Source organism: Rathayibacter sp. VKM Ac-2835 (genome assembly GCF_013266705.1).
GTDB lineage: Bacteria > Actinomycetota > Actinomycetes > Actinomycetales > Microbacteriaceae > Rathayibacter.
Map to the genome: position 1 here is coordinate 269932 of NZ_JABSNQ010000001.1, position 14935 is coordinate 284866.

Genomic DNA, 14935 nt, shown 5'->3' on the forward strand with positions numbered 1-14935 from the left:
CGTCGGGACCGCCCTAGGCAGAGACGGCGTCCGCCTCCGCCTCGCGCGAGCGCGACAGCCAGGTCACCCGGTGCAGCGGCGACGGCCCGACACGGTCGAGGCCCGCCCAGTGCGCCGCGCTGCCGTAGCCCTTGTTGCTGTCCCAGGCGTAGTCGGCGAAGTCGTCGTGATGGCGCACCATCTGGCCGTCGCGGCCGACCTTCGCCAGCACGGACGCGGCCGAGACGGAGGCGCAGTCGCGGTCGGCCTTCACGCGGGTGACGATCGTCAGCTCCGCCGCCCACGGGCCGAGCGCGGGGGTCAACCAGTCGTGCTTGCCGTCCAGCAGGACGACGGCACGCGACAGCTCGACGCCCTGGTCGACGAGGCGCTCGATGCCGCGCGCGGCGGCGCGGCCGAGGCCGGCGATGATCCCGGAGTCGTCGATCTCGTCGGCGGAGGACTCGCCGATCGCCCAGCCGGACACCCACTTCACGACGCCGGGCAGCAGCGCCTCACGACGCGCGGGGGCGAGCATCTTCGAGTCGCGCAGGCCCTCCGGGAAGCGGCCGCAGCGCGAGCCGATCGCGACGACGCCGACCGAGACCGGTCCGGCGATCGCGCCGCGGCCGACCTCGTCGCAGCCGATGACGCTCTCGTAGCCCTGACGGAACAGCCGGCGCTCCTCGCGGAGGTCCGGATCGGCGACGGCCACCTAGCGACCGCCCGCGCTGGCCCGGTCGTCCTCCGACTGCTCGTCGGACGCCTCGGTGTCGACGCCACGGAACACCGACGGATAGTCGTCCAGCCAGGCCCACTGCTGCACGGGCCAGGTGACCAGGATCGCGCGGCCGACGACGTTGTCGATCGGCACGAAGCCGTTGCCCGGCTTGTCGGTGTTGTAGCGGGAGTCGGCGGAGTTGTAGCGGTTGTCGCCCATCACCCAGAGCGAGCCCTCGGGCACGACCACGTCGAACGGGGTGGCCGAGACGGCCTGTACGCCGTCGGGGAGCTTCACGTACGGCTCCGAGATCGGGTTGCCGTTGATCTCGACCTGACCGAGCGGGGTGCAGCAGGTGACGTGGTCGCCCGGCAGGCCGATGACCCTCTTGATCAGGTGATCGTTGCTGTCGGGCGCGGTGAGGCCGACGAGCGCGAGGGCCGAGTCGATGGCGGCCTGGAACGCGGGGACCTCGGGCTCGGTGGTCGGCGAGAGCCAGCCGCCCGGATCGCGGAAGACGACCACGTCGCCGCGGGAGATCGGGACGACGCCGGGGACCAGCTCGTTCACGAGGATGCGGTCGTTCTCGACCAGCGTCTGCTCCATCGAGGAGGACGGGATGTAGAACGAGCGGATGAGGAACGTCTTGACGAGGAACGAGACCAGCACGGCGACGACGACGATGATCAGCACGTCGCGAAGAAAGAGGAGCACGCCGCGGCGACGACGGCGGGGACGGTCGTCACCGTCGGGATCGGCGGAGTGACGGCCGCCCTCGTGCGGGAGGGTCACGGGGGCCGTGCTGTCTGTCATCGCGTGCCGTGGCCCCTACTGTGGTCGACCCGCGCGGTGCAGCGCCGATCTGTGGATCACCGGGTCGTACCGCCCCGGAAAAGGGTCGGACCCCGGTCCATCATAGATGGGCCGGGGTCCGGGAATCGCTGTGCGGACGCCGCTCAGGAGTCGCGCTTCTCCTTGATCTTCGCCTTCTTGCCGCGGAGGTTGCGGAGGTAGTAGAGCTTCGCGCGACGCACGTCACCGCGGGTGACGACCTCGATGTGGTCGATCACCGGGGAGTGGACCGGGAAGGTGCGCTCGACGCCGACCTGGAAGCTGACCTTGCGGACCGTGAAGGTCTCGCGGACGCCTTCGTTCGAGCGGCCGATGACGACGCCCTGGAAGATCTGGATGCGCGAGCGGGTGCCCTCGACGATGTTGACGTGCACCTTGACGGTGTCGCCGGCGCGGAACTCGGGGATGTCGGTGCGGAGTGACGCCGCATCGAGTGAGTCGAGGATGTGCATGCTGTATCGCTCTCCGTGCCCGCCACAGGTCGAACACCGTTTCGTTGATGGAAGTCGGTCGTGCCCACGTCGTCGCGGCTCCCCTGTGGCAGAGCCTGCGCGAGGCACAAGCGCTCATTCTGCCATGGCGCCGGAGCGTGCGTCAAAGCGACCGGCCGGTCGAGGTCTAGACGACGGGTGCGCGAGCGCAACTCCGCAGAAGTTGTCGTACCGGGGCGCCCGCCACGACAACTTCTGGAGAGCGGCGACGCGGGGTCGCGCAGGTCCAGCGGAAGAACGCAGAAGTTGTCGTACTCGGACGTCCACTACGACAACGTGCGAGGAGTGGAAGCCGCGTTCCGGCACGGTCCCCTCAGAGGACGATCGTCTGGCCGTCCTGGGGGCGGTCCGGGTCGAAGCGCTCATCCGTCACGGGCTGGGGCTGCGGGCCGCCCTGGGCCTGCACCTCGGCGGCCGCGGCGAAGGCGAGGAGCGTCGCGCGCGCATCCGTGAAGAAGCGCCAGACGGAGTGCGTGAAGGCGAGGACGCCCAGCAGGACCGACAGCAGGCCGAGCGCCCACGCGCCCGGAGGGAAGAAGCCGAAGGCGATCAGCGAGGCGTGCCAGGCGCCGAGCGCCGCCACGTCGCCCCAGGCGGGTGTCCGCGAGGGGCGGACGGTGACCCGAAACGCCACGATGCTCGCGACGACGGCCAGGCCGACCGCCAGAATAGGGAGGGCGATGACCAGGCCGAGCACGGTCCAGCCGCTCGATCCTCCGAAGAGTCCGTACCCCAGGAGGATCCAGAGCGGCAGGACGACCGCCGCCGGGTACAGCCAGGAACCGAAAGCCCGTCTCGTGCGCATGCACCGACGGTACCCACGACCGCTGAAGAACGCCTCAGCGACCACCGAGAGGATCAGCATGATCGAGCTGCGCACACCCGCCGAGATCGAGGAGATGCGCCCGGCCGGCCGCTTCGTCGCCGAGGTGCTGAAGGCGACCTCCGCCGCGGCCGCCGTGGGCGTCAACCTGCTCGAGCTCGACCGCCTCGCCCACGACATGATCCGCTCGGCCGGCGCGGAGTCCTGCTACATCGACTACCACCCCTCGTTCGGCGCCAGCCCGTTCGGCAAGGTGATCTGCACGTCGGTCAACGACGCCGTGCTGCACGGACTCCCCTTCGACTACCGCCTGCGCGACGGCGACCTGCTGACCCTCGACTTCGCCGCCTCCGTCGACGGCTGGGTCGCCGACTCCGCGATCACCGTCGCCGTCGGCACGCCGCGCCCCGAGGACCTGAAGCTGGTCGACACCACCACCCGCGCGCTCGAGGCCGGCATCGCCGCCGCGCAGCCCGGCAAGAAGATCGGCGACATCTCCGCCGCCATCGCCGCGGTCGCCCGCGCCGAGGGTCTCAGCATCAACACCGACTTCGGCGGTCACGGCGTCGGCCGCACCATGCACGGCGACCCGCACATCGCGAACGACGGCCGCGCCGGCCGCGGCTACCCGCTGCGCCCGGGCCTCGTCGTCGCGATCGAGCCGTGGTTCCTGCAGAGCACCGACGAGATCTACACCGACAAGGACGGCTGGACCCTCCGCAGCCGCGACGGCTCGCGCGGCGCGCACATGGAGCACACCATCGCCATCACGGAGACCGGCAACATCGTCCTCTCCGCGCGGGACTGACCTCCCTCCGCGCCTGACCGCGACCCGGGACGTTCTTGGACTGATCACTGGACAGCAGCAGTATCCGATAGCGATACTATCCGCATGCGAATCTCGGAGCTCAGCCGCCTCAGCGGTGTCAGCCTGCCCACGATCAAGTACTACATCCGCGAGGGTCTGCTGCCACCGGGCAGGGCGTCCGGGCCGCAGCGCTCCGACTACGGCGACGAGCACCTCGCCCGGCTCCGCCTGCTCCGCGCGCTGATCGAGAGCGGCGGAGTCGGCATCGCGGGAGCGAAGCGGATCACGGCCGTGCTGGACGAGGGCGCTCCCCCGGCGGTCGCGTTCGAGGTGGCGCAGGACGTCGTCTCCGCGGACGTCGACTCCGAGTCCGTCGCCTCGGACGACGCACTCGAGCGGGTGCGGTCGGTGGTCGGCGACGATTACTGCGAACACCCCGCGGTGCGGACGGCGGCGCGCGCGCTGGACGCCCTGGAGCTCTCCGGGGGCGGGATGACGCCGTCCTGGCTCGACGCCTACGCCCGGGCGGCGACGATCGTCGCGAGCGCGGACCTGGACGAGCTCGAGGCGCGCAGCAGCGTGAGCGAGCAGACGTCGATCGCGGCGGTCGGCACGGCCCTCGGCGACGTCGTGCTGCAGTCGATGCGCCGCGTGGCCCAGGCCCGGGAGACGCAGCGGAGATTCGGGGAGCGGCAGGACTCGGTGTCCGCCTCAGAGCACGCCGCGGCGCGAGAGATCGCCGAGGTGGCGCGATGACCGCCACGATCCAGCGCCCGGAGCGGGCCGCCGCGACCCCCGGCCTGCCGCACCGCCCGCTCCTCGTCCTCGCCGCGGCGATGGCCGTCGGCGTCCTGGCCTGCCTCGTCCTGCTGCTCGTCGACCCGCGCGAGCTCGGCGGCCAGCCGCTCTGGGGGAAGCCGCTGAAGTTCTGCCTCTCCATCGCGGTGTACGCGCTGACCCTCGCCTGGCTGATCGGTCTCGTCCCCGAGCGCCGCCGTCGCCTCGCGCGGCTCCTCGGCAGCATCGCGGTCGCCGGGCTCGCGATCGAGATGGTCGTCATCGGCGGGGCCGCCGCGGTCGGCGTCACGAGCCACTTCAACGTCACGACGCCGCTGCACTCGGCGCTGTGGGCGGCGATGGCGGTCTCGATCGTCGTCGTCTGGCTGGTCACCCTGGTGCTCGCCGCGCTCCTGGCGCGGGTGCCGCTGGGCGATCCCGCCCTCACCCTCGCGGTCCGCGCCGGGCTCGTGATCGGACTGGTCGGGATGGCGCTCGCGTTCCTGATGACCGGGCCGACCGCGTCGCAGCTCTCCGACTACCAGGGGGTCGTCGGCGCGCACGCGGTCGGCGTGGACGACGGCGGTGCGGGTCTGCCGCTGCTCGGCTGGAGCACCACGGGCGGCGATCTGCGGATCCCGCACTTCCTCGGGATGCACGCGCTGCAGGGGCTGCCGCTGCTGGCCTTCGCGCTCGCGCGGCTGGCGACGCGGGTGCGGCTGCTCGGCGACGCGACCCTCCGATTCCGGCTCGTCGCGCTCGCGGCGCTCGCCTGGTCCGCCCTCGTCGCGCTGACCTGCTGGCAGGCGCTGCGCGGGCAGTCGATCGTGGCTCCGGATGCGCTCACCCTCGCCGTCGGCGGCGCGGTGACGGTCGTCCTGGTCCTCGCGGCGGTCGTCGCCGTCCGCCGCGCCTCCGCGGAGGTGGCGCGATGAACCGGCTGCGCCGAGGCTGGACGCCGCCCGCCGTGATCTACGTGGTGCTCGCCGTCGCCGGCCTCGTCGGCACCTGGACCTACAACGTCCGGGCGGTGCTGGAGAGCGTCGACTTCCTCGGCGACCTCGCGGGCGGCGGACCGGCGGTCTCGTCGATCACGACGGATCTGCTCGTGGTGGCGATCGCCGCCGTCGCCTTCATGATCGCCGAGGGGCGCCGCATCGGCATGAAGCGGGTCTGGATCCTCGTGGTACTCGCGCCGCTGGTCGCGCTGGCCTTCGCCTTCCCGCTCTTCCTCGCCCTCCGCGAACGCCACCTCACCCTGGCCCGGGAGCCCTGACCCCCTTCGCGAGATGCCACTTATGAGCGCGACACGCCGAGAAAGGCGGTCACAAGTGGCATCTCGCGAGGGGCGGTCAGGGCAGGAGCTCCGGGCGGACGCGGCGGGTGCGCTCGACGCTCTGCTCGTGGCGCCAGGCGGCGATCGCTCCGTGGTTGCCGCTGAGCAGCACCGGCGGGACGTCGAGGCCGCGCCAGGAGGCGGGCTTGGTGTAGCTGGGGTACTCGAGCAGGCCGTCGGAGTGGCTCTCCTCGACCAGGCTCGCCGGGTTGCCGACGACACCGGGGACGAGGCGGCCGACGGCCTCGATCATCGCCATCACGGCGACCTCTCCCCCGTTGAGGACGTAGTCGCCGAGGCTGATCATCCGCACGCGGGCGCGCTCGGCCGTGTGGTCGACGACGCGCTGGTCGATGCCCTCGTAGCGGCCGCAGCCGAAGACGAGGGACGACTCCTGCGCGAGCTCGCGCGCGGTGGCCTGGGTGAAGACCTCGCCGGCGGGCGAGGGGAAGATCACCAGCGGGTCCGCGGCCGCATCGAGGATCGTGTCGAACGCCTCGCCCCACGGCTCCGGCCGCATCACCATGCCGGCGCCGCCGCCGTAGGGCGTGTCGTCGACGGTGCGGTGCCGGTCGTGGGTGAACGAGCGGAGATCGTGCACGCCGAGCTCGATCAGCCCGCTCTGGCGCGCGCGCCCGAGCAGGCTGATGTCGAGGACGCCGAAGAACTCCGGGAAGATCGTGACGATGTCGATCCTCACGACCGCGGCTCCTCCTGGGAGTCCGGGGTCGCGGCGTCGGCGGAGTCGTCGTCCGCGGCCGGAGCGGACGCGTCAGCCGGATCAGCGTCGACGGCGTCGTCCTCCTCCTCGACCGGGGCGGCCGCGGCCAGCTCGGGGTCGGAGAGGTCGACGCCGCTGAGGTCCACCTCGGCGGGCTCCTCCTCGGGAGCCTCCTCGAAGAGGCCGATCGGCGGCGTGACGGTGACGACGCCGGCGACGGGGTCGACGGACGGCACGATCGCGTTCACGAACGGGACCATCACCTCGCCCGACGGCGTGCCGACGATGAGGAGGTCCTGCGCGGGGAAGTGGTCGACGCGGCGGACCGTGCCCACCTCGCGGCCGTCGCGGACGACGGACATGCCGACCAGCTGGTAGTCGTACCAGGAGTCGTCGTCGCCGGGCTCGGTCTGCACCGCCTCGTCGATCCAGAGGATCGCCTTGAGGAGGGTCTCGGCGGCGTCGCGGTCGGCGATGCCCTTGAAGAACGCGACGGGGTGGCTGTTGTACCAGCGCAGCTCGACGAGCTCGAGCTTCTTGCCGTGCCACTCGGAGGTGCGGGGCACCTGGAGCGTGAAGGAGGCGCCGGGGGTGAAGCGCTTGTCGGGCTCGTCGGTGTAGAGCTCGAGCTTGATCGCGCCCTTGAGCCCGTGGGCCTTGGTGAGTCGGGCGACGCGGAGCTGCGTCGTGCCCGCTGCGGGGGCCGCCACCCTACTTGTCGGTGTCGACGACGTCGACGCGCACGCGTCGCCCGTCGGCGAGGGCAGCGACGAGAGTGCGGACGGCCTTGGCGGTGCGACCGGAACGTCCGATCACGCGGCCGAGGTCCTCGGGGTGCACGCGCACCTCGAGGACCTCTCCGCGCGGGGAGCTCGTAGCCACGACCTTGACCTCATCGGGGTTCTCGACGATCCCCTTGACGAGGTGTTCGACGGCGGGAGCGAGCACGGACTACGCCTCGGTGGAGGCTTCGTCGGCGGCGGGCGCCTCGGGCGCGGTGGCCTTGGCGGGAGCCTCGGACTTCGGCTTGAGAACCGGCTTCTTCTTCGCGTCGACGACGAACGGAGCCTTGGGCTCCTTCACCTGGACGGTGCTGACGGCGTCGGCGTCGCCCTTGAAGCGGCCCCAGTCGCCGGTCAGCTTGAGGATCGCGGCGACCTGCTCGGTCGGCTGCGCGCCGACTCCGAGCCAGTACTGCGCGCGCTCCGAGTCGACCTTGATGAACGAGGGCTGCTCGGTCGGGTGGTACTGACCGATCTCCTCGATCACGCGGCCGTCGCGCTTGGTGCGCGAGTCGGCGACGACGATGCGGTAGTAGGGCGCTCGGATCTTGCCGAGGCGCTTCAGACGAATCTTGACAGCCACAATTCTCCTGTGTGGTCGTTGACCGTGAGGTCGATGATGGATGAACTGAGCCGTGAGCGTGGGGGCACACCCGGCCGGAAGCTCGAGGGGGTTTCTTCGGCGGTGAGTAGAGGGTCGACCGCCTCGGACCCGACGGATCATTCTGCCAGAAAAACCCGCGCCCTGCGGCGCCGACACGGACACCCGTCACTCGGCGTCCGCTCCGGTCTCTGATGCGAGGATGTGGGGGCGCGTCCCGCCCCGGTGGACGCCCGACTGACGAGGACGCCGTCATGGAGATCACCTTCGCCGAATCCGACCGCTCCACCCTCGGGATCGAGTGGGAGGTCGCCATCGTCGACCGGCAGACGGGCGATCTCGCCAACGTCGCCGACGTCGTGCTCGAGGCGCTCCGCGGCGAGGACGGGTCGCCGCACCCGCGGATCACCGGCGAGCTGCTGAAGAACACGGTCGAGCTGGTCTCCGGAGTGCACCGCACCGTCCGCGACGCCGTCGCCGATCTGCAGGACCAGCTGCGCCAGGTGCGCGAGATCACCGACCCGATGGGCCTGGACCTCGTCTGCTCCGGCTCGCACCCCTTCGCGCAGTGGTACGACCAGACCATCACCGACAAGGAGCGCTACCACCGGCTCATCGACCGCACGCAGTGGTGGGGCCGCAACATGATGATCTGGGGCATCCACGTGCACGTGGGGATCGAGGACCGCGACAAGGTCCTCACCATCCTCAACTCGCTGCTCGACTACTACCCGCATCTGCAGGCCCTCTCGGCGTCGAGCCCGTTCTGGGGCGGCGTCGACACCGGCTACGCCTCGAACCGCGCGCTGATGTTCCAGCAGCTGCCCACCGCGGGTCTGCCGCCGCAGTTCGGCGCCTGGGCGAACTACGAGGAGTACGTCGACGACATGATGCGCACCGGCGTCATCGACGATCACACCGAGGTCCGCTGGGACATCCGCCCCTCCCCGCAGTGGGGCACGATCGAGATGCGCGCCTGCGACGGGCTGTCCTCGCCGGAGGAGATCGGAGCGGTCGCCGCGCTCATCCAGTGCCTGGTCGAGCACCTGTCGACCCAGCTCGACGAGGGCGGCACGCTCGCCACGATGCAGCCCTGGTACGTCCGGGAGAACAAGTGGCGCGCCGCCCGCTACGGACTCGACGCCGAGATCATCCTCGACGCGGCCGGGAACGAGCGGCTCGTCACCGACGACATCCGCGATCTGCTGACGACCCTCGCACCGGTGGCGGAGCGCCTCGACTGCGCCGCGGAGCTCGCCGACGTCGAGCTGATCCTCGTCGCCGGGGCGAGCTACCAGCGCCAGCTGCGCACCGCGTCGGAGAACGACGGCGATCTGAAGGCCGTGGTCCGCGCGCTCGCGGGCGAGCTGCGCGACGGGCTCAAGGACCCGCGGGCATGACGCGCCGGCTCGTCGCGAGCGTGATGCTGCTCGGTGCGGGAGCGCTCGCCCTGGCCGGGTGCTCGAGTGCCAGCGGGTCCCCGGCCGGAGGAGACGGCGCCCCGACGTCGGCCACGGCGACCGCAGCGGCCCTCCCGACGCCGACCCCGGATCCGCTGTCCGACTCCGCACCCCTCGCCCTCGGCGGCACGCTTCCCGCCGGCGCGCGGGTGACGATCGTGGGCGACAGCATCGTCCGCGGCCTGGGACTCGATCCCGGACAGGCCTGGCCCGCGCTCGTCGGCGACGACCTCGGCTGGACCGTGGACAACCTGGGCTGCGACGGCGGCGGCTTCATCGAGCCGGGCGACTGCGGAGTGGCGATCGGCGACCGGGCCGAGGAGATCGCCGACACACGGCCCGATGCGATCGTGCTGATCGCCAGCAGCAACGACCTCGGCTGGACGCCCGAGGAGGTCGCGGACGCGATGGGCCCGGCCGTGCAGGCGATCGCCCAGGCCTCCCCCTCGGCGCAGCTGATCGCGCTCGACTCCGTGTGGGGTCCGGATCCGCGTCCCGAGGACCTGGACGCGTACGACGCGGCGCTCGTGGACGCGGTGGACGCGGCGGGCGGTTTCGCGCTGGAGTACCCGGATCCGCTGCGGCCCGACGGGCTGCTCGCCGAGGACGGCGTGCATCCGACAGCCCAGGGCCAGGCCGCGCTCGCGGACGCCTTCGTGCTGGCGGCGGAGAAGGCCGGGCTCGCGCAGGCGATCCCCGGCGATCAGCGGGCGACGGACGCGCCCGACTGACCCCGGGGATCCGCTCAGCGGGTGGTGCTGTTCTTGCCGTCGCGCCAGGACAGCAGGTCGCGCACCGGCTGGAGGTCGATGTCCGGGCCGGTGATGCCGAGCGTGAACAGGCGGGCGCCGAGATCGAACTGCTGGTCGAGCACGCCGAACGAGGCGTCGCCGACTCCCCCGCGGACGCTCGCGCCCGTCGAGATCTCGATGGCGTCGATGTCGCGGTCGACGCGGCCGCACCAGTCGGCGAGGACGCCGAGCTTGCGCTCGAGGGTGGGGACGTCGGAGAAGCTGTGCCAGATGTCGGCGTGCTCCGCGACGATGCGGAGGGTCTTCTTCTCGCCGCCGCCGCCGATCATCACGGGGATGTCCCGGGTGGGCTGCGGGTTCAGCTTGTCCCAGCGGGCGCGGATGCGCGGCATCGCCTCAGACAGCTCGTCCAGGCGCGAGCCGGCGGTCCCGAAGTCGTAGCCGTACTCCTGGTAGTCGCGCTCGAACCAGCCGGAGCCGATGCCGAAGATCAGGCGGCCCTCGGCGCCCTTCGCGCTGATGTGGTCGACGGTGCGGGCCATGTCGGCGAGCAGATCGGGGTTGCGGTAGCTGTTGCAGGTGACGAGCGGGCCGAACTCGATGCGGCTGGTCTGCTCGGCCCAGGCGGCGAGCATGCTCCAGCCCTCGAAGTGCAGGCCGTCGGGCTCGCCGGAGAGCGGGTAGAAGTGGTCCCAGTTGAAGGCGATGTCGACGCCGATGTCCTCGAGCTCGGCGAGCGTGTCGCGGATGACCTCGTAGGAGACGTGCTGCGGAGCGATCTGGACGCCGATGCGGACGGGGCGCGGAGAAGCGGTTGTCATGCCTTCACGCTAGACCTCGCGACGGGCGGTCCGGGAGTCGCGGGAGCATGCTGATCGAGTAGGCCGCGCAGCGGGCGTATCGAGATCCACGTGATCGGGACGAGAGCGCAGCGAGGCCACCGCACGGCGACGGCAGGTCTCGATACGCCCCTGCGGGGCTGCTCGACCAGCATGGAAGCCGGAATGCCCGGCCAGCACGGGGCGAGGCCGTCAGCATGCAGAAGGGGCGGCTACTCGCCAGCCGGGTCGGGGGACGCGGTGGGGGCGTCGTCGCTGGTGGAGCGGGCGAGCTTGACGGTGGTGGCGCCGTCGGCGTCGAAGAGGCGGAGGCGGCCGCCGTCGATCGAGGCCGTCATCGCGTCGGCGAAGATCATCGGGAGGGCGACGCCGTCGCAGGCGATCATCGTGCTGGGGCCGGCGTCGACGGTCAGCGCGCCCTCGCCGTCGATCGACCACTCGCCCTGCACGCCGTTGCAGCCGTCCGAGCCGGTCCAGGTGCCGTCCTCGGCGAGGAGCAGGAACGGGACCTCCGGGGACTCGTAGGAGACTCCGGTGACCCAGCGGCCGACGAGCTCGTCCGGCGACGGGGCCGACGCGGCGTCGACTCCCGAGCCCTCGGAGCAGCCGGCCAGCCCGAGGGCCAGTGCGGCCGCCGCGGCGACCGCGAGACCGGCGCGCACGCTCCTCATCGGCCGAGGAGCTTCTGCAGCTGCTCCAGCTCCTCCGGAGTGGGCTGCGCGCCCGCACCCGCGCCGCCGCCGAGGCCGAAGCCCGAACCGCCCGCGTTCGTGGATTGCGGGCCGGAGGAGATCGCGGCGTTCTCGGCCGCGCGCTTGGCCGGGTTGCCCGACTTGCTGCTCTTCTTCTTCTGCGGCTTCGGGCGGCCCTGGTAGCCGGCGCCGGGCACAGGGCCCATGCCGGGGACGTTCGGCACGCCGCCCTTGGCGACGGTCTTCATCATCTTCGCGGCCTGGTCGAAGCGGAGGACGAGCTGGTTGACGTCGGTCACGGTCATGCCGGATCCGCGCGCGATGCGCAGGCGCCGCGAGCCGTTGAGCAGCTTCGGGTTCACCCGCTCGGCCTTGGTCATCGACTGGATGATCGCCTCGGTGCGGACGATCTCGCGCTCGTCGAACTGGTCGAGCTGCTCGCGCATGCCCTTGGCACCGGGGAGCATGCCGATCATCTTCTTGATCGAGCCCATGTTGCGCAGCTGCTGCATCTGGCCGAGGAAGTCGTCGAGGGTGAACGTGTCCCCCATGATCTTCTCGGCGATCTTGCGCGCCTCGTCCTCGTCGAACGCGCTCTGCGCCTGCTCGATGAGCGTGAGGACGTCACCGAGGTCGAGGATGCGGCTCGCCATGCGGTCCGGGTGGAACTGCTCGAAGTCGTCGAGGCCCTCACCGGTGGAGGCGAAGAGGATCGGGCGGCCGGTGAGCGAGGCGACCGACAGGGCCGCGCCGCCGCGGGCGTCGCCGTCGAGCTTGGAGAGGACGACGCCGGTGAAGTCGACGCCCTCCTGGAAGGCCTTCGCGGTGGCGACCGCGTCCTGGCCGATCATCGCGTCGATGACGAAGAGGACCTCGTCCGGGTTCGTCACGCGGCGGATGTCGGAGGCCTGCTTCATCATGTCGGCGTCGACGCCGAGGCGACCGGCGGTGTCGATGATGACGGTGTCGTACTGCTTGTCGGTGGCGAAGCGGATCGCGTTCTGCGCGACCTTCACCGGGTTGCCGACGCCGTTGCCGGGCTCCGGGGCGTACACCGCGACGCCGGCCTGCTCGCCGACGACCTGCAGCTGCTGCACGGCGTTGGGGCGCTGGAGGTCGGCCGCGACGAGCAGCGGGGTGTGGCCGTCCTTGCCGAGGTACTTGCCGAGCTTGCCGGCGAGGGTCGTCTTTCCCGCGCCCTGGAGGCCGGCGAGCATGATGACCGTCGGCGGGCGCTTGGCGAACTCGAGGCGGCGCGACTGGCCGCCGAGGATCGCGACGAGCTCCTCGTTGACGATCTGCACGACCTGCTGCGCGGGATTCAGCGCCTTGTTCACCTCGTCGCCGAGGGCGCGCTCGCGGACCTTGCCGGTGAACGCCTTGACGACGTCGAGCGCGACGTCGGCGTCGAGCAGCGCGCGCCGGATCTCGCGGACGGTGCCGTCGACGTCCGAGGCCGAGAGCTTGCCCTTCGTGCGCAGGTTCTTGAAGGTCTCGACGAGTCGATCGGAGAGGGTGCCGAAAGTAGCCATGATGCCGGGAATTCTATCGGAGCCTTCCCGGGGGTCGGGCGACGACGCCGTGCCGCGATTAACTGTACCGAGTGCAGGAAGTCGAATAGGGTGGCCGCGTGATCGAGACACTGCTCGCGGGCGACGCCGCGGATCCCCTGGACTACCGCGACGGCTGGGAGCTGCAGCGCCGGCTGCACGGCGAGGTGGTCGCCGGAGCGCGGCCCGGCGTGCTGGTGCTCTGCGAGCACGCGTCCGTCTACACCGCCGGCAAGCGCACCGAGCCGCACGAGCGGCCGGTCGACGGCTCCCCCGTCGTCGACGTCGACCGGGGCGGCCGGCTCACCTGGCACGGCCCGGGTCAGCTCGTCGGCTACCCGATCGTGCGGCTGCGGGAGCCCGTCGACGTGGTCGCCTACGTCCGCTCGCTCGAGGGCGTCCTGATCGACGTGCTCGACGATCTCGGCGTCGCCGGGGTGCGGATCGAGGGACGCTCGGGCGTCTGGATCCGCCGCGGCGACGGCGCCGACAAGATCGCGGCGATCGGCATCCGTGTGGCGCACGGCGTGACCATGCACGGCTTCGCGCTGAACGTGTCGAACAGCCTGGAGCCCTACTCCCGCGTCATCGCGTGCGGCATCGCCGACGCCGGGGTCACCACCGTCGAGCGCGAGCGCGGCGAGGCGCCGTCGATGGAGTCGGTGCGGGACCGGGTCGAGGCGCGGTTCCGGGAGGCGGCACCCGCCTTCGCGGTCGTCGACGTCGTCGCGGGGGTCGCCGCGTGAGCGCCGAGACCGGCGGCCGGAAGCTGCTGCGCCTCGAGGTGCGCAACGCCGAGACGCCGATCGAGCGCAAGCCCGAGTGGATCAAGACGAAGGCCGTGATGGGACCGGAGTACCGGCAGCTGCAGTCCCTGGTGAAGGACGAGGAGCTGCACACGGTCTGCCAGGAGGCGGGCTGCCCGAACATCTTCGAGTGCTGGGAGGACCGCGAGGCGACCTTCCTGATCGGCGGCTCGCAGTGCACGCGGCGCTGCGACTTCTGCCAGATCGACACCGGCAAGCCGGCCGATTACGACGCCGACGAGCCGCGCCGGGTCGGCGAGTCGGTGGCGCGGATGAAGCTGCGCTACGCGACCGTCACCGGGGTGGCCCGCGACGACCTGCCGGACGAGGGCTCCTGGCTCTACGCCGAGACCATCCGGCAGATCCACGCTCAGGCGCCGGGGACGGGCGTGGAGATCCTGGTGCCCGACTTCACCGGGCGAGCGGAGCACCTGCGGCGGGTGTTCGACGCCCGGCCCGAGGTCTTCGCGCACAACGTCGAGACGGTGCCGCGCATCTTCAAGCGGATCAGGCCGGCCTTCCGCTACGAGCGCTCGCTCGACGTGCTGACCCAGGGGCGCGACGCGGGGCTGATCACGAAGTCGAACCTCATCCTCGGCATGGGCGAGGAGCGCGAGGAGATCTCGCAGGCACTGCAGGACCTGCACGACGCGGGCACCGACATCGTGACGATCACGCAGTACCTCCGCCCGACTCCGCGGCACCTGCCGGTGGACCGCTGGGTGCACCCGGAGGAGTTCGTCGCGATCAAGGAGGAGGCGGAGGACATCGGCTTCCTCGGCGTGCTGTCCGGCCCGCTCGTCCGCTCCTCCTACCGCGCCGGCCGCCTCTGGGCCCGCTCGATGGAGTCGAAGGGCCTGCCGGTCCCCGAGCACCTGCGCCACCTGGCCGACGCCGCGCTCGGCTTCTCCCAGGCGGTCTGACCTCCTTCGCGAGATGCCACTT

Annotated in this window: 19 protein-coding genes; 8 read left to right on the top strand and 11 right to left on the bottom strand. The window is 71.5% G+C overall.

Annotated features, from left to right (window positions below):
• Positions 1–13: 13 nt before the first annotated feature.
• The 4 genes from HRK28_RS01245 to HRK28_RS01260 form a co-directional block, all read right to left on the bottom strand.
• Positions 14–694: a ribonuclease HII gene (locus HRK28_RS01245; protein WP_173250183.1), complete on the bottom strand. Its 681-nt coding sequence runs from the start codon at positions 692–694 to the stop codon at positions 14–16.
• Complete coding sequence (gene lepB / locus HRK28_RS01250; RefSeq protein WP_173250184.1) at positions 695–1513, bottom strand: signal peptidase I; 819 nt, start codon at positions 1511–1513, stop codon at positions 695–697. It abuts the gene before it with no gap.
• A gap of 143 nt (positions 1514–1656) precedes the next feature.
• Positions 1657–2004 carry a 50S ribosomal protein L19 gene (gene rplS, locus HRK28_RS01255; RefSeq protein ID WP_123445722.1) on the bottom strand — a complete coding sequence of 116 codons (348 nt, stop codon included), beginning with the start codon at positions 2002–2004 and terminating at the stop codon, positions 1657–1659.
• Between the two features lie 352 nt (positions 2005–2356).
• Positions 2357–2848 (bottom strand): hypothetical protein, encoded by a 492-nt coding sequence (locus HRK28_RS01260; protein WP_160088894.1) that lies wholly within the window; start codon positions 2846–2848, stop codon positions 2357–2359.
• Positions 2849–2906: 58 nt separating this feature from the next.
• On the opposite strand from HRK28_RS01260, the gene map reads away from it, so the two are divergent.
• The 4 genes from map (at position 2907) to HRK28_RS01280 (ending at position 5727) form a co-directional block, all read left to right on the top strand.
• Positions 2907–3674, top strand: coding sequence for a type I methionyl aminopeptidase (gene map, locus HRK28_RS01265; protein WP_123445720.1), 768 nt, complete (start codon positions 2907–2909; stop codon positions 3672–3674).
• Between the two features lie 84 nt (positions 3675–3758).
• Entirely contained in the window at positions 3759–4430 is a 672-nt protein-coding gene (locus tag HRK28_RS01270; protein WP_173250185.1) for a MerR family transcriptional regulator, read from the top strand.
• On the top strand, positions 4427–5386 hold the full coding sequence (locus tag HRK28_RS01275) for a hypothetical protein (RefSeq protein ID WP_173250186.1): 960 nt from the start codon (positions 4427–4429) through the stop codon (positions 5384–5386). The genes HRK28_RS01270 and HRK28_RS01275 overlap by 4 nt, the downstream gene beginning before the upstream one ends.
• Entirely contained in the window at positions 5383–5727 is a 345-nt protein-coding gene (locus tag HRK28_RS01280) for a DUF2834 domain-containing protein (protein ID WP_173250187.1), read from the top strand. Before HRK28_RS01275 ends, HRK28_RS01280 begins: the two co-directional genes overlap by 4 nt.
• A gap of 76 nt (positions 5728–5803) precedes the next feature.
• On the opposite strand, the gene trmD is transcribed toward HRK28_RS01280, so the two are convergent.
• Genes trmD through rpsP form a run of 4 tightly spaced genes read right to left on the bottom strand, consistent with a single transcriptional unit; the run spans position 5804 to position 7873 of the window.
• Positions 5804–6487 (bottom strand): tRNA (guanosine(37)-N1)-methyltransferase TrmD, encoded by a 684-nt coding sequence (gene trmD, locus HRK28_RS01285; RefSeq protein ID WP_160088890.1) that lies wholly within the window; start codon positions 6485–6487, stop codon positions 5804–5806.
• Complete coding sequence (rimM, locus tag HRK28_RS01290; RefSeq protein ID WP_173250188.1) at positions 6484–7218, bottom strand: ribosome maturation factor RimM; 735 nt, start codon at positions 7216–7218, stop codon at positions 6484–6486. The genes trmD and rimM overlap by 4 nt, the downstream gene beginning before the upstream one ends.
• A gap of 1 nt (position 7219) precedes the next feature.
• Positions 7220–7456: an RNA-binding protein gene (locus HRK28_RS01295; RefSeq protein ID WP_123445714.1), complete on the bottom strand. Its 237-nt coding sequence runs from the start codon at positions 7454–7456 to the stop codon at positions 7220–7222.
• Positions 7457–7459: 3 nt separating this feature from the next.
• The gene (gene rpsP, locus HRK28_RS01300; protein WP_123445713.1) at positions 7460–7873 is read right to left on the bottom strand and encodes a 30S ribosomal protein S16; all 414 of its coding nucleotides are present in this window, start codon (positions 7871–7873) and stop codon (positions 7460–7462) included.
• Positions 7874–8145: 272 nt separating this feature from the next.
• Between rpsP and HRK28_RS01305 the strand changes: the two genes are divergently transcribed.
• Positions 8146–9291 (top strand): glutamate--cysteine ligase, encoded by a 1146-nt coding sequence (locus tag HRK28_RS01305; RefSeq protein WP_160088886.1) that lies wholly within the window; start codon positions 8146–8148, stop codon positions 9289–9291.
• Entirely contained in the window at positions 9288–10082 is a 795-nt protein-coding gene (locus HRK28_RS01310; RefSeq protein WP_160088884.1) for an SGNH/GDSL hydrolase family protein, read from the top strand. Before HRK28_RS01305 ends, HRK28_RS01310 begins: the two co-directional genes overlap by 4 nt.
• 14 nt (positions 10083–10096) lie before the next feature.
• On the opposite strand, the gene HRK28_RS01315 is transcribed toward HRK28_RS01310, so the two are convergent.
• From HRK28_RS01315 to ffh, 3 genes are all read right to left on the bottom strand, one after another.
• Positions 10097–10924 (bottom strand): LLM class F420-dependent oxidoreductase, encoded by an 828-nt coding sequence (locus HRK28_RS01315; RefSeq protein ID WP_160088882.1) that lies wholly within the window; start codon positions 10922–10924, stop codon positions 10097–10099.
• 230 nt (positions 10925–11154) lie between these two features.
• Positions 11155–11613 carry an META domain-containing protein gene (locus HRK28_RS01320; protein WP_160088880.1) on the bottom strand — a complete coding sequence of 153 codons (459 nt, stop codon included), beginning with the start codon at positions 11611–11613 and terminating at the stop codon, positions 11155–11157.
• A complete protein-coding gene (gene ffh, locus HRK28_RS01325) occupies positions 11610–13166 on the bottom strand; it encodes a signal recognition particle protein (RefSeq protein ID WP_160088878.1) in 1557 nt (518 codons plus the stop codon). Before ffh ends, HRK28_RS01320 begins: the two co-directional genes overlap by 4 nt.
• 98 nt (positions 13167–13264) lie before the next feature.
• Between ffh and lipB the strand changes: the two genes are divergently transcribed.
• Together lipB and lipA are read left to right on the top strand one after the other, a co-directional pair.
• On the top strand, positions 13265–13930 hold the full coding sequence (lipB, locus tag HRK28_RS01330) for a lipoyl(octanoyl) transferase LipB (protein WP_173250189.1): 666 nt from the start codon (positions 13265–13267) through the stop codon (positions 13928–13930).
• Entirely contained in the window at positions 13927–14913 is a 987-nt protein-coding gene (gene lipA, locus HRK28_RS01335) for a lipoyl synthase (protein ID WP_173250190.1), read from the top strand. The genes lipB and lipA overlap by 4 nt, the downstream gene beginning before the upstream one ends.
• Positions 14914–14935 lie beyond the last annotated feature (22 nt).